Source organism: Helicobacter sp. 23-1045, from assembly GCF_053654655.1.
Map to the genome: position 1 here is coordinate 12,585 of NZ_JBSIUR010000002.1, position 14,198 is coordinate 26,782.

Genomic DNA, 14,198 nt, shown 5'->3' on the forward strand with positions numbered 1-14,198 from the left:
AAAAAATTATAAAAAATTATAAAAAAATCGCCTGAAAATCGCCAAAAATCCCAAAAAAATCGCTAGATTCTGCGATTCTGCACTTCAAATCTTAATTAGATTCTGCGATTCTGCGTCAAATTCGCAGAATCTAAAATCCATACCTTAAATTTAGATTTATAATCTCATCTTCGATTTTCCTTTTCGTGTCGGGATTTATCGATAAACTATACTCCCCGCGCAAGATGAGATTTGAAAAGGCATAACTCGCCCCAAGACTTACAAACGCCAAATTTTTCGCTTGTGGAATGCCGCCACTTGTAAATTGCGAACCGCCATTTCCACTAAAACTCGCCTTTGATAAAAATTTATTTTGCTTTGGCGCATACATATTTAGCGCACTATACTCTAACTTAAACTCGCCAAATTTCAAAAATCCCTTCGCACCATAAATCGCCGAACTCACCCGATACTTCGCCGCATCGATGGTTAGGGCAAAACTTGAATTGTTGCCATTTGTGCCATTCTCTTGCACTTTTTTACGCGTTAGGAAGTCTTCCTCCCACGCGATAAATGGCGTCAGTCTAAAAAATCCCGCATTAAAGTTATATCCCATCTCAATGTATCCGTGATAAGACATATCTTTTTGCTTATTTTGCAAGTTTGCATTACTGCCAAAGAGCAGTTTTCGCATAACGCTAGTATCGTGCAGTCCCGCACCCGCCCTTGCTAGCATATAAAAATCCTCATAAGATACAAGTCCATAGAGCGAAAGCGCGTAAGATAGCATATCGCTATTTCCTGCCGCGCCAAAATCGCCCCTTGCCCTATCCACGCTAAAAATTACGCCCCCGCCAAACGCGCTATTTTTGGCATCATAAATGCCATCAAGTCCCGTCATTATGGCGTATTGAGTGATTTTACCACTCGCAAATCCATCGCCTTGCAATGTGCTTCGTGCGTAGGCGATATCCGCCCAAATGCCACTTTTTTTGCTATCTTGTATTTGGTAAAGTCGCCTTGCAATCGTGCGATTTAAGAGCATTGCGCTTTTGTGTGTAATGCTTAAATTTGAGTCATAAATCTCCCCACTCGTGCTTGTAACCGCCTGCTCTGCTTGGTCTAGCGGGATTGATAAAAGCGCAAGTGCTTCATTATAAGAATCTATCTCAGATTCTGCGTCAATAACTGCGCTAGATTCTGCGAATTCGGCGGATTCTGCGATTTGCCCTGCGTTTGCAGAATCTTGCGCAGAATCTAATGAACGCTTTTTCCGCGATAGTTTATTAAACACAGCATCAATGCCCTGCCCGACATTTTGCAGATTCTGCGGTGCGTAACCCATCGCACGCGTAAGAACGCCATTTGTAGAGTCGCGCCTGTAAGTCACGCTTAAATTTTTCTTATCATTTATTTTTGCCCCGCTCACGCGTAAAAACGCACTTGAATCACTCGCCACGCTCCACTTTTCATTCCAATTATTCACAGCATTTGCGGTAAGCAAAGTTTTGGTTTGGTAACTGCTACTTGGGATAGTGGATAGCGAGTGAAATGCGAACTTCCCGCCACTCATATCCACGCTACCTTTCACATCTAACTTCGCATCCACATCAAGTCCTAGCGTGGAGGCATTGCCCTTGCTTATGTAATCTCCATTTAAAGTCGTATCTTTCAAAACGCCAAAATATCCGTAGTTTGTGAGAGTATAACCGCTATTTGGCATCCCCAAAGTTACGGAGTTTGGTTGAGTTGTGCCGCTTGGTAAAAACGAAAGATTCTGCGTGAAAAGCGCACCTTGCGTGTTTATAGTCACTTTTGAGTTTGTAAGCGCATTTGATAAAATAATCGTCCCATCATCAATGTGAGTTTCCCCAGCGTAGGTATTTTTCCCGCTCATATAAAGTGCGCCACTGCCTAATTTATGTAGTCCCGCATCGCCTGCGATATCGTTACCAAAAGTTACTTGATTTAAATTTTCATAGTTTTGCCACTCAAAATTTACCTGCACTTTGCCATTATCGCTAGTCACTAAAAGGCGTTTATCAAATCTCGCAGGACCCTTCAAAGCACGCGCTTGATTTGCCACACCCCAACCGACTTTTTTATTTGGACCATCCGTAACTACGCCCCTATGCCACTTATCGCCCCCGCCTTTGTAAATGCTACTTGCCTCGTTAATCGTGTATTTATCCGCAGTGGTAAATAAAGTCTGCGTAACCAAATGATTATCCATCCAAGGGAACTGATTCCAAATATTGCCAAGCATTCCTGTGATTACAGGGGCGGAATACGAAGTCCCAATGCCGACATTATGCGGTGCTACGGCAATACCCCAATTTTTCGCTTCCTCGCCTATCCAGTTTGCATAGCGCGTATCTAGCAAGTTGTTCCACCGCGCAGTCGCCGTCACGGCAACCCACCCGCGCCGTGAGTTTTCCCACACTTTTCTATCGAAATTTGCGTGATTTCTTGTCGCCTTTACCACATAGGGCATTGTGCTTTGCATATTCGCGTGGCGCGAACTTTGATTGCCCGCAGCGAATACAAAAATGCGATTATTATTCGCCGCTTCCTTTGCCATCCCATAATAAAATTGGTCGGTGTAATAATAATTCAGCGTCCCAACAGGCGTATTTGTCCCGCCTGTATTTACCATCGCGCCCCACGAACCATTGATAATTCTCACATCGTTTTTATAAAGATTTTGATACATTGCATTTGTCGGGCAAATGCCGTTTTTCCCGCACCTTGCGCTATACATATACATTTCAGATTCTGCGTTATGTGCGCGAATGGACTTTGCGACATTTGTGCCGTGAGATGGTTCATTTTGCCCGCCGCCACCGACATTGTAGAAGTTTTTGTCAGGTTGCGCGATTTGATTTGGATTATATCCTGAATCAACTACGCCAAGTTTTACCTTTGGCGGGTTATAAAATGGCAGTGGTGTGCGATTTGGCGCACTAGTGCTTGTCGCGCTATCTTTCTTTTCGTCAGGTTTTACAAGCGCATAAATCCCGCCGCCAACGCCCCCTGCAAGTGCCGTCCCACCGATTGAAGACCAAGTGATGGTGCTAGCACTTGCGCCTTTTGTGGTGCTAATGGCGTTTGATAAACTTCGAGTGGCGCGAGTGTTTTGCGTGGCGGTGCGTAGATTTTGCGTGCTTGTGGAGGGTGGATTTTGCGTGTTTGCGGTGCGTAGATTCTGCGTTTTGGGGGTGGTTTTTGTGTTGAGATTCTGCGCGTTTCTGCGTAATCTCATCGATTGATTTTGCGTATTTTGCGTTACTTTTGGTGTGGTGCGTTGCACTCTTTGCGGTGCTTGGCGAGTTTGCGCACTTTTTGTGGCACTAGGCGCGGTGCTAGGGCGTTTGCGTAAAGTGTATGCAGATTCTGCGAATAGTGCGGAAGTTAGCGAAAACAGCACGCAGGCGGAAATTATCGACTTTTTCATCCTTTTCATAACCAAAACCCCTTTGATAAAATGTCGCATTATAGCATAAAATTTTAAATAAAGTTTAAATAAATTGCAAGATTCTGCGAAAATTATGCGAATTTTCACGCGAATCGCAGAATCTAAACCCTAAATTCTCTCTTGCGACAAATACCCCACCCCAAACCCCTCCCGCAAGGGGAGGGGCTTTTTCTACCTCCCCCTCCCTTGCGGTGGTTTTTGTATTCTCTCCCCCTCCCTTGCGGAGGGGGATTAAGGGGGTGGGTAAAATCCAAAAAAACAAACTTGCATTTTTTATCAAAATTTCACTACAATTTCGCCCTTTATAGATTCGCGGGGATTGTCGATTCGCGCTGGTTTATAAGAAATTTAATCAAAAAGGAGAAATCAAAATGAAACAAACACTCGACAACGCAAAATCGCAAATAGGGGGGGGGCAATAAGAGTTTAAAAATCTCGCATTCTACACACTCTCACAAACTCTCCAAAATCGCTTTATCGCTAATTTTTTGTAGCGCAAATATCGCATTTGCCGAAGAAAGTGGCGGATTCATAGGCTTTGGAATAGGTGGCGGTGGCGCACAACAGCAACAAAAACAAACCGCAACAAAAACGATAAAGCACAACGCCGATTCAGCTGGGATAAATTACGGCTTTATAGCGGGGCATAAGCATTTTTTCACGCCATATTTGGGGTTACGATACTACACAAATGCGGACTTTTATCACAATCTCAGCAAGTCAAAGCATATCAGCGGTGGCAAACGAAAAATTGACATTATGGCGATTTCTTATGGGTTTAATGTGGATTTTTTGGGGAATTTTATGTCAAATGAAATGCTAGATTTTGGCGGATTTGTGGGCGTTGGCGTGGGTGCTACGACTTTGATGGGTAAATATGTTGAGATAGAAGCGATAGAAGCGGGACAGAGTGTCCGCACCACAGGGCTTGATGTTGCGCTAAACTTTGGGCTACGGACAAATATCGCCACTCATCACGGCGTGGAGTTGGCTGTGCGAGTGCCTTTTATGCCTATTGAGCTTTATAAAGTGAAGCAAGGTGGCGCGGAAGGAACGATAACTGATACTTTTGGGCAGACATTTAGCATAATGGCTAGATATACATTTAGCTTTTAGGTTTTTGTCGCGAATTTAATGTGAATTTAGATTCGCGGGATTTGGGTTGCTTTGTGCGATTTACAAATATTTTTGTCATTGCGAGGCGCATTAAGTGTGAATCAAATGCAAAAAAATCCCGTCATTGCGAGGCAAATCGTAGATTCGCCGAAGCAATCCACTAACGAGACTTTTGAAACAAATGCGAATCGCTTACTTTAAGTGAATCTAAATGTAAATAATTTATTGATTCAATTTTGAAACATTGATTTTATTTGCTTTTTAAAATCGTGTGATTTGGATTGCTTCGGCGATTTTGCAAATCGCCTCGCAATGACGGGATTAGCGCGATTCGTTTCGATTTGCTATGTAAATCTCGCAATGACGGATTTTTTTATAAGATTCTGTGATTCGCACAAGTTTTTGTGATGATTGATTTTTACCCACCCCCTTAATCCCCCTCCGCAAGGGAGGGGGAAAAATTGAGATTCTTCGCAAATGAAGTTCGCTCATAATGACAAAAAAGTGTGGATTGCCACGAAAATTCGCTATGCTCATTTTCTCGCAATGACGGAGATATTTCGCTTCGCTCAATATGACAAAAACATTACAAACAATCGAAGTAGTTCGGTTGAGCCAAAGGCGCAAAAATTAAGATTCAAGGCGCGGAAGTATTTTAGATGAGAAATCGGGGTTGTGCAGTTGTGAGCAAGGAAATAAGACTGATAGTCTATTGACGAAGCGAACAACAAATCTCCCCGATTTATCGCTAAAAGACAACGCGCATTTACCTCAAATAATCCACTAGCGACATTTGATTCACCTTACTTGTAGATGCTAGAACGGCGTTGTAGTTATTTGTGAGCTGGGCAAATTTATTGTAAGTCTCTGCCAAATCTGCGCCGATTGTGTCGCTTTTGATTGATTCAACCTGCACTTTTAGGACTTCATTGCGCCTTATGCTATTTTCAAAAACCCTGCCATAGCTCCCATTTAGCGCGATATTTTTCTCAATGTGGTCTTTTAGGTGGTCAAAAAGCGTGAGCGCGTTTTGAATGCCTAAATTTCGCAAATCGGCGTTATAATTGTCCCCAAGCGCGTCAGGGCGGTAAATCCCCTTATCCACCGCTTCTATCATTTCATCAAGCTGTTTAAAAAAGCTAATATGCGCCCTATCAATGGTAAGCGCGTTGTTTGCGTTAAATGTCAAACTCGGCGCACCATTTTCTATCGCCTCCGCGCTAAAATTATCACTATTTGCGCTATACATCATAAAGCTCATTTTGCTTAATGAGCGGATTTTATCTTGAATCTCAATTTGCCCATCATTATTGATAAACACGCTCACATTGCGCCCTGCCATTTCGATGAGTTGCTCATAAGCCTTTTTGCCACTCTCGCTCACGCCATCAATAGCGTTGCCTTGCGCATCGATAAATCTCTGCACTTCGGGGTTGCTATAATTTAGCGCGATTGTCATTGCGTCCATTATTTGGCGAAAAGTTACATTGTTGCCATCTGTAATGCTAATGGCTGGCGGTCTATCGTGCGGATTGTAAAGCGGGATTCGATAATCGCCACTGCCACTACTACGATTTGGCAAAAGCAAATATGAGCCCTCCGCCCCTAGCTCGATTGCCGCTTCAATATCCGCGCCATTGTGGTCTTTTAGCTTCATAATGTATTTTTCGCCATTTAAGTCTTTGTTTGCCACTTCGCTAAGTTTTGTCGAATCATTTGCGTATTCTCCGCTTGTAGCGTGAATCTGCGAAATATTTGAGATTAGCGATGAGCCTTTGTGCGTAAAAGCCGTTTTGTCGTAGTTTGTTTGAAAACTATTGCGAATCGCATTTTTTTCATTGCCCTGCGAATCAAGTGTCCGCAAAGTTATCGCAAAGCCACTTGGTCCGTTAAATGGTGGCTCTTTTTGGTCGTGCTCCAAAGAGCCGACATTGTTATCGATGATATTTATTTTGCCATTGCTTATTTCAACATTCAAATCCCCGCCAAATCGCGCCTTTATCGCATTCATCAAATCCTGCACGGAGTTATTTGCAATGTCAATATAAAACGGCTCAATCGCAGAATCTAGCACATATCGAGTTGATGAATTTGGTAGTTTTCCGCTAATTTCGATTCGCTGTGCCTCCACGCCAAAAATGTCGCTTAATTGCGTTGCCTTATTTGCGTATTGATTGTCATTTGTAACGAACTCCACGCCCAAAGTCGTGTATCTTGCGTCATAATTATTTTTGATTCCGTGAATCTGTGAGAGTGAAAAATCCCCTAAAAACGCGCTTTTTTGAAAGCTTGTTACCCGCGCTCCCTTTTGGTGCAAAGTATTTACATCATCGACATCTGCGTTTGCTGCGATGAGATGAAAGTCGATATTTGAGCCACCGGGCTTTGTTTCGGTGATTTCAATCTGCCCCCATTTATTTAGCTTGACATCGACTACTTGATTTTGCGAAGTGTTGCCATACGCCTCGCCTATTTTGCGGAGCAAATCGCTTACACGCGTGGCGGATTGCGGATTGTTGTAAGCTACATCAAAGGCAAATTTCGCCTTAAAGCTCGTGCCATCTGGGCGTTTCCCACGCAGATAAAAAAACGCCATTTCATCATTTGTCGTATCATTGTCATTGTCGCCTAGCAAATCCCGCAGTGTATCGCCCTCTTCGATAAAAACTTCGCTTGGGATTTGCGTGGCATTCATCTTATCCATAATGGCGGGGTGAAGTTTGCTTTGATTAAGCCGTTCAATATTTGCCGTAATGCTTTTGTATTTATCCAAATCCCTGCTATGAAAAAGCTCGATGCCGTTTAGATTATACGCGCTTTTAAATTCAGGGGCGATGAGTGCCTCTAACTTTTCGGCATTGCCCGTGTAAGTGCCATCATCATTAAATGGCTTTACTTTGATATTGCTCCCAGCGAAAATATACTCGCCTCCCACGCTTGTATTGGCAATCGCAAGGATATGATTGCGAAGTGCGCGCAAGTCATTTGCAATCGCACCGCGCGAAGTGGGTGAGTGAATGTCATTTGCCGCGTGAATGAGTTTGACTTTAAATTCATCAAGCGTTTTTGAAACTTCGCTCAAACTCTTATCGGTGTGGAGCGTGTGCGTATTTGCGTCATTGGCAATGTCGATGGATTGATTTAGTGAGTGAATGTCGTATTCCATTTTTAGATTTTGGTTAAAAACGCTTGAATCTTCGTAGCCGTATTTGATTTTCAAACCCGAAGCGATTTTGGTATTTGCGTTTTGCAATCGATTTTGCAAGGTATTTTGGTAATAATCCATTTGATTATATTTCGTGCCAAAGGTTACGCGCATAAAACAACTCCATTTGTAAATTATGCCAAAATAAGCAATTTAGATTCCCAAATCGGCTAAAAAATGCGGAGCGAAAATAGGCGAAATATTGCGATAAATTCGCAGAATCTAGCATTGTTTTCAAAACAAATCGCAGAATCTCGCAAAAAACGCAGAATCTAATGCAAAAATCACGCTAGATTCTGCGAATTTGTGGCAAAATCACGCAAGATTCTGCGAATTTGTGGCAAAATCACGCAAGATTCTGCGAATTTGACGCAGAATCTAGCATTGTTTTCAAAGCACATTCGCAGAATCTATCACAATTCTACTTCATACAGCTTTTTGCGCTCATTTGAGCTTTCGATATTTAGCTGTTTGCGGTATTTGGTAATGGTTCGGCGGACGATTTTCACACCTGCAAATTTGCCCTCTATCATTTCTTTTAGCTTCACATCGCTTAATGGGTTGCTTTTGTCCTCATTTCTCACGCATTCAAGCAAAAAGTCCTTAATCGAAGCATTTGAAGTATCCTCACTAATCGCCGTGCTAAAAAACGCTTTGAGCGGGAAAATCCCGCGATTGCACTCCAAATATTTATTTGCCACAGCGCGCGAAATGGTGCTAGAACTATGCCCCAAATCTTTGGCAATGTCATTTAATTTAAGCGGTTTTATATCGCCACCAGCGAAAAAATCATATTGATACTCCAAAATCATAAGCCCGATTTTTTTCAAAGTCGCCTTTCGCATATTTATCGAATCTATCAAATCCCTCGCCTCGCGTAATTTGTCCTTAATTTCGCTATTTTTGGACTTTAAGGCGCGTTCATCGATTAAAATATCAGGGTAGCAACTATCATTCAAACTCACTTCAAAGCCCTCTACCGTGCGATTTATAAAGATTTCTGGCAACACTTGCGAATCCTTTGGAAAATACTCAATCGCAGGGGGCAGTCTTCGGCGAATCTTATAAATAATTTTCATTGCGATTTTATAATGCGGATTCGCGCTAAATGCCTTGTGATTGTCCAAATCATTGATGATTTCAAACGCCAAATCATAAAGCTCATCGCTCAAATCAAAATCATCAAGCTGAAAAATCATTGATTCTTTTGCATTTATCGCGCACACGCCCGGCGGGTCGATTTTAGAAAATCTCGCACGGACGCGCTCTACCATCGCCAAATCCACCGCAAGATGTGATTCAAACGAATCTGCGATTTCGCTACAATCGCCCTCAAAATAGCCCTCTTCGTTGATATTATCAATAATCTTAAAGGCGATTTCTTGGCTTAGTGGCGTGGGAAAAAGCGGGGGGACGATTTGGGATTCAAGCACTTCATACAGGCTTTTTTCATAAGTGGTAAATTGCTCGATTTTATCGCTCATATATCGCTTAGAATTTTCGCTTTTAAAGGGCTTTGGTTTTGGTGGTGGGGTGCTTGGAAGCGAAGTGCAGAGATTATTTTGCACTTCGACAAAGGGATTTTGCGCGGCAAATTCGCTCAAAGTCTCGCTCATCTCCAAAGTATCGCACTTTAACATAGGCAAAAAATTGCGCATTGTGGGCGTTAATTTGGTTTTGAGAGTTTGGCTTTGGCGTAACTTTAATTTGCTCATAGTTTGAAATTCTCGCCTAAATAGTGGATTCGCACAAGCTCATTGTCATAGATTTCCTCGCTACTGCCTTGCGCTAAAAGTGTCCCGCTTTTGATGACATAGGCTCTATCGCACACTGATAGCGTTTCTCTCACATTGTGGTCGGTGATTAACACGCCGATATTTAGGGACACTAGCTTTTCGATAATGCGCTGAATATCAATGACAGCCAAAGGGTCAACCCCCGCAAATGGCTCATCTAACAAAATAAATTTTGGGCTTTTTGTAAGCGCACGGGCGATTTCTACGCGCCGTCTTTCTCCACCGCTTAAACTTACGCCCTTCCTTGCGCGAATCGCCGTAATGTTAAATGCGTCCAACATTTCCTCAATGCGCTTTTGTCGCTCATCGCTATCTTTGATATTTACCTCCGCTGCAAAGGATAGATTTTCCTCCACGCTCAAATCCTTAAAAATGCTAGATTCCTGCGGTAGATAGCCGATACCCAAATTTGAACGCTTATGCAAAGGCAGTCTTGTAATATCATCATCATTCAAAAACACACGCCCACTGCTAGGCACAAGCAACCCACAAATCATATAAAAAGTAGTCGTTTTCCCCGCACCATTTGGTCCCAAAAGTCCCACAACTTCGCCACTAGCGACATTTAGCGAAATGTCATTTACGATTTTTGTCTTTTTTATGTGCTTATTTAGGTTTTCTGCGCGTAAAATATCCATTATTTTCCCTTAAATTTGCTCTTTAAAAGCGTAGATTCTAGCATTTTTTGTTTTGCTAATGGCAATAACACAAATATTTTCAAAAGCATTTTTCAAAATCTCAAAAAGGCGCAAATCGCCCCATTCTACGAAGTGAATCCCGTCTGTTTCAAGCAAATCCAAAAGCCCTAAATCAAGTGCGTGTTCTAGTGAAGCGTTGTATAAATCGTAGTGGTAGATTACCTTTTCTGTCATTGCGAAACCTGCGATAGCAGGTTGTGGCAATCCATTTTTGTTTGAAGATTCGTGGATTGCTTCGGCGTTTTTAACGCCTCGCAATGACGAATCGTGAGCGTTTTTTTGCTGATTTTGCGAATCCCCATAAATATGTAGCAAACTAAATGTAGGCGAAGTTACGCTCTCATCTATGCCGATAAATTTAGCAAAATTCTGCACAAGCGTGGTTTTCCCCGCGCCTATGTCGCCAATTAGCAAAAAAATGGCGTGAGTTTTGCCACTGATTCGCGCACAAATCGCCTCACAAATGTCATTTAGATTCGCAAGATTTGCGCTCACCAAAGCACTCACACGCGTTCCTTTTTGGTTATGTCAAAAATGCTCTCCACCATTTCTACCACTTTGCTTGAATCTGCGGTAGATTCTGCGTTTTTGGATTCTGCATTTTGGATTGCTACTTCGCCAAAAACTTCATTTACGAGTTCTTTGATGATTTTAAAAAATGGTTTTAACTTTTCTTTTGTCGCAGAATCTGCCCTTGACTCCCAAGTCAAAATGCCATTTTCTAAATTCACAAAAGAGATATTGTTGCCAAAAAGTTTGCCTAAATCATAATCTCTCTCATAAATTTTTTCGATGAGTTTTTGAAATTTTTGCGCTGAATCTGTTTGGTTTTTAGGTGTAGAATCTGCATTTGATTCGCCTGTCATTGCGAGATTCTGCGAAGCAGAATCGTGGCAATCTATATTATTGTTTTTTTGGATGGTTGCTTCACTTTGTTCGCAAATCCTGTGGATTGCCGCGTTCGCTTCGCTCACTCGTAATGACGAAATATTGGCAGATTCTGCGTTTTTTGCATTAGATTCTGCGATTTTAGTTTGATTCGCAGAATCTAGCAGATTCTGCGAATTGTCCAAAACTTCGCGTTCTAATTTACTAATCACCCTATCAATATCTTGAATCTTTAACGATTCTTTCATTTTTAGCGCACTCAAAAGTAGCACGAATCCCGAATCCGCGTTAATATTTAGCATATTTTTCGCTTCGCCCAAAATCTTAAAAAACCGCTCCAAAATTACCAAACCAAACTTTGGATTTTTTTCTAACAATTTATTTTTCAAAAAATCAATCATTTCATTTAGCACATTTTCCGCCTCATACGCCTCAAACTCGCTTAAAAGCGTATCGATTTTATCGTCATTTCGCTCCAAAATCGCGCTAAAAAATTCATCGATTTTTGTAGGATTTAGTGAGCCTAACATCGCTGAAATGCTTTGCAGAGTGATATTTTCTTTTGAAAAAATGATTGCTTGTTCAAGGTTAGTCATCGCATCGCGCAAACTCCCACCGCAGTTGCGTGAGAGCAGATTTATCGCGCTATCCTCAAATGCGACATTTTCTAATTGCAAAATGCGTTTCAAATGCTCTTCTATCGCATTTACCGCGATTTTTTTAAAGCGAAAATGCTGTGTTCGGCTTAAAATCGTAACGGGCAATTTCATCGGGTCAGTAGTAGCTAGGATAAATTTCACATAGCTTGGGGGCTCTTCAAGCGTTTTTAAAAAGGCGTTGAACGCTTCTTTTGTCAGCATATGAATCTCATCGATAATAAAAATCTTAAATCGCCCAAAGCTCGGTGGATAGGCGATTTGCTCAATCAAACTTTTTATATCATCAATGCCACGCGAACTTGCAGCGTCCATTTCGATAATATCCAAATGTGAGCCATCCATCGCAGCCTTGCACGATGCGCATTCATTGCAAGGCTCAGGTGCGGGGAATTTTTCACATTGCAAAGCACGGGCAAATATTCGCGCAGAGCTTGTTTTCCCGCTACCACGAAGCCCAGAGAAAAGATAGGCGTGTGAGACTTTATCAAGTGTGAGCGCAAGGGAAAGCGTTTGGGAGACGGATTCTTGCCCGATTAAGTCGCTAAATTTGCTTGGGCGGTATTTTAATGATAATGCTTTTGGCATTTTGGCGTCCTTTTTTGCGATTTTGTAAAAAGTAAATGTGAAATTGTAGATTTTTTATGATTTATTTACAATATTTTTAATAGAATCTAAACTTTTTAAAAAGGGGGATTGCGATGAGTAAAATGACAGGCGCAAAAATGCTTATTGAAGCGTTACATTTGGAGGGCGTGGAGGTGGTTTTTGGCTATCCGGGCGGGAGAGTGCTATTTATTTACGATGAAATTTACAAGCAAAAATATTTTCGCCATATTTTAGTGCGCCACGAACAAGGCGCAATTCACGCAGCTGATGGCTATGCAAGGGCTAGTGGCAAAGTGGGCGTGGCAATCGTTACAAGCGGACCGGGCTTTACAAACGCCGTTACGGGCATTGCTACCGCATACACGGATTCAATCCCGCTTGTGGTGATTAGCGGACAAGTAGGCATTACGCAAATAGGCACAGACGCATTTCAAGAAATCGATGCGGTGGGCATTTCAAGGCAATGCACAAAGCATAATTATTTGGTAAAGTCGATTAAAGAATTGCCAAAAATCTTAAAAGAAGCCTTTTATATCGCGCAGAGCGGACGCCCGGGACCTGTGCTAATCGACTTGCCAAGCGATATTTCAAACACCATAGGCGAATTTAGCTACCCCCAAAATATCGTGCTAGAAACCTATAAGCCGAAGTTAGATGGCAATTCACGGCAGATTACAAAGCTTATTAACGCGATGGATTTGGCAAAAAAACCGCTATTTTATGTCGGCGGTGGCGCGAATCTATCAAATTGTGCTAGTGAAATTCGCGCTATTATGGAGGCTACACAAATCCCAGCCGTTGAAACGCTAATGGCACGTGGCGTTTGTGGCGATAATAATCCGCTATTTTTAGGGATGGCAGGAATGCACGGGAGCTATTCTGCAAATATGGCAATTAGCGAATGCGACTTGCTAATCTCGCTAGGTGCGCGGTTTGATGATAGAATCACAGGCAAATTAAGCGAATTTGCCAAAAATGCCAAAATTGCGCACATTGACATTGACCCAAGCTCAATAGGCAAGATTGTCGATGTGGATTTCCCAATCGTGGGGGATTTGAAGCGCGTATGTGCGAATTTGGCGCAGAATCTAAATGATTTTGATAAAAATAAAACAAAAGAATGGCTAAAAACACTTGAATCTTACCGCAAAAAGCACCATTTCAAATATGAGGATTCAAACAAAATCCTAAAACCGCAATGGATTATTGAGCGCGTAAGTGAAATTTGTGGCGATAATGCCGTAATCACCACCGATGTGGGGCAACATCAAATGTGGGTTGCGCAGTTTTATAATTTCAAAAGTCCGCGAAAATCCATCACAAGCGGAGGATTAGGCACTATGGGCTTTGGAATGCCAGCTGCGATGGGTGCAAAAGTCGCGCAAAAAAAATTGCATTCAATCGCAATCGTGGGGGATGGCGGAGTTTTGATGAATATCCAAGAGTTAATGACTTGCGTAGAGCAAAAACTGCCCGTAATTACGATAATCTTAAACAACAATTATTTAGGAATGGTGCGACAATGGCAGACATTTTTCTATGAAGAGCGGTATTCTAGCGTAGATTTAAGCGCACAGCCAGACTTTGTCAAACTCGCGCAATCCTTTGGCGCGTTAGGTTTTAGCGTGGCGACAAAGGCAGATTTTGAAAAGGCGTTCAAAACCGCGCTAGATTCGCAATTGCCTTGCCTTTTGGAAGTGAAAGTCGATAGAATGGAATCCGTCTTTCCTATGGTTGCAGCAGGCGATGCGATTTATAATATGATGCTAAATTAGG

At 42.2% G+C, this 14,198-nt stretch carries 12 protein-coding genes; 3 read left to right on the top strand and 9 right to left on the bottom strand.

Going from position 1 to position 14,198, the window contains the following annotated elements; genetic code table 11:
- Positions 1 to 130 precede the first annotated feature (130 nt).
- The 3 genes from ACWIUE_RS02450 to ACWIUE_RS02460 form a co-directional block, all read right to left on the bottom strand.
- The gene (locus ACWIUE_RS02450; protein WP_454134565.1) at positions 131 to 3,442 is read right to left on the bottom strand and encodes a S8 family serine peptidase; all 3,312 of its coding nucleotides are present in this window, start codon (positions 3,440 to 3,442) and stop codon (positions 131 to 133) included.
- Positions 3,443 to 3,497: 55 nt separating this feature from the next.
- Positions 3,498 to 3,734 (bottom strand): hypothetical protein, encoded by a 237-nt coding sequence (locus tag ACWIUE_RS02455; RefSeq protein WP_454134567.1) that lies wholly within the window; start codon positions 3,732 to 3,734, stop codon positions 3,498 to 3,500.
- A gap of 172 nt (positions 3,735 to 3,906) precedes the next feature.
- On the bottom strand, positions 3,907 to 4,059 hold the full coding sequence (locus ACWIUE_RS02460; RefSeq protein WP_454134569.1) for a hypothetical protein: 153 nt from the start codon (positions 4,057 to 4,059) through the stop codon (positions 3,907 to 3,909).
- Between the two features lie 31 nt (positions 4,060 to 4,090).
- On the opposite strand from ACWIUE_RS02460, the gene ACWIUE_RS02465 reads away from it, so the two are divergent.
- On the top strand, positions 4,091 to 4,570 hold the full coding sequence (locus ACWIUE_RS02465; protein WP_454134971.1) for an outer membrane beta-barrel protein: 480 nt from the start codon (positions 4,091 to 4,093) through the stop codon (positions 4,568 to 4,570).
- Positions 4,571 to 4,621: 51 nt separating this feature from the next.
- Entirely contained in the window at positions 4,622 to 4,771 is a 150-nt protein-coding gene (locus ACWIUE_RS02470) for a hypothetical protein (RefSeq protein ID WP_454134571.1), read from the top strand.
- Between the two features lie 120 nt (positions 4,772 to 4,891).
- Here the strand turns inward: ACWIUE_RS02470 and ACWIUE_RS02475 are convergent, their stop codons facing one another.
- The 6 genes from ACWIUE_RS02475 to ACWIUE_RS02500 form a co-directional block, all read right to left on the bottom strand.
- Positions 4,892 to 5,107 carry a hypothetical protein gene (locus ACWIUE_RS02475; protein ID WP_454134573.1) on the bottom strand — a complete coding sequence of 72 codons (216 nt, stop codon included), beginning with the start codon at positions 5,105 to 5,107 and terminating at the stop codon, positions 4,892 to 4,894.
- Positions 5,108 to 5,336: 229 nt separating this feature from the next.
- Positions 5,337 to 7,889, bottom strand: coding sequence for a flagellar hook-associated protein FlgL (flgL, locus tag ACWIUE_RS02480; RefSeq protein ID WP_454134575.1), 2,553 nt, complete (start codon positions 7,887 to 7,889; stop codon positions 5,337 to 5,339).
- A 299-nt stretch (positions 7,890 to 8,188) separates the two neighbouring features.
- Positions 8,189 to 9,490 carry an RNA polymerase factor sigma-54 gene (locus tag ACWIUE_RS02485; protein ID WP_454134576.1) on the bottom strand — a complete coding sequence of 434 codons (1,302 nt, stop codon included), beginning with the start codon at positions 9,488 to 9,490 and terminating at the stop codon, positions 8,189 to 8,191.
- Entirely contained in the window at positions 9,487 to 10,209 is a 723-nt protein-coding gene (lptB, locus tag ACWIUE_RS02490) for an LPS export ABC transporter ATP-binding protein (RefSeq protein ID WP_454134578.1), read from the bottom strand. The genes ACWIUE_RS02485 and lptB overlap by 4 nt, the downstream gene beginning before the upstream one ends.
- A 9-nt stretch (positions 10,210 to 10,218) precedes the next feature.
- A complete protein-coding gene (locus tag ACWIUE_RS02495; protein ID WP_454134580.1) occupies positions 10,219 to 10,776 on the bottom strand; it encodes a tRNA (adenosine(37)-N6)-threonylcarbamoyltransferase complex ATPase subunit type 1 TsaE in 558 nt (185 codons plus the stop codon).
- Positions 10,773 to 12,401 (bottom strand): DNA polymerase III subunit gamma/tau, encoded by a 1,629-nt coding sequence (locus tag ACWIUE_RS02500; RefSeq protein ID WP_454134582.1) that lies wholly within the window; start codon positions 12,399 to 12,401, stop codon positions 10,773 to 10,775. The genes ACWIUE_RS02495 and ACWIUE_RS02500 overlap by 4 nt, the downstream gene beginning before the upstream one ends.
- A 113-nt stretch (positions 12,402 to 12,514) precedes the next feature.
- Here ACWIUE_RS02500 and ACWIUE_RS02505 point away from each other — a divergent pair, with 113 nt between their 5' ends.
- A complete protein-coding gene (locus tag ACWIUE_RS02505; protein ID WP_454134583.1) occupies positions 12,515 to 14,197 on the top strand; it encodes an acetolactate synthase large subunit in 1,683 nt (560 codons plus the stop codon).
- Position 14,198: the final 1 nt, after the last annotated feature.

Bases quoted from the DNA above. Each gene is read 5' to 3' on its own strand.
- ACWIUE_RS02450 (WP_454134565.1), bottom strand. From the start codon at position 3,442: ATGAAAAGGATGAAAAAGTCGATAATTTCCGCCTGCGTGCTGTTTTCG.
- ACWIUE_RS02475 (WP_454134573.1), bottom strand. From the start codon at position 5,107: ATGAGCATAGCGAATTTTCGTGGCAATCCACACTTTTTTGTCATTATG.
- flgL (WP_454134575.1), bottom strand. From the start codon at position 7,889: ATGCGCGTAACCTTTGGCACGAAATATAATCAAATGGATTATTACCAA.
- ACWIUE_RS02485 (WP_454134576.1), bottom strand. From the start codon at position 9,490: ATGAGCAAATTAAAGTTACGCCAAAGCCAAACTCTCAAAACCAAATTA.
- lptB (WP_454134578.1), bottom strand. From the start codon at position 10,209: ATGGATATTTTACGCGCAGAAAACCTAAATAAGCACATAAAAAAGACA.
- ACWIUE_RS02500 (WP_454134582.1), bottom strand. From the start codon at position 12,401: ATGCCAAAAGCATTATCATTAAAATACCGCCCAAGCAAATTTAGCGAC.
- ACWIUE_RS02505 (WP_454134583.1), top strand. From the start codon at position 12,515: ATGAGTAAAATGACAGGCGCAAAAATGCTTATTGAAGCGTTACATTTG.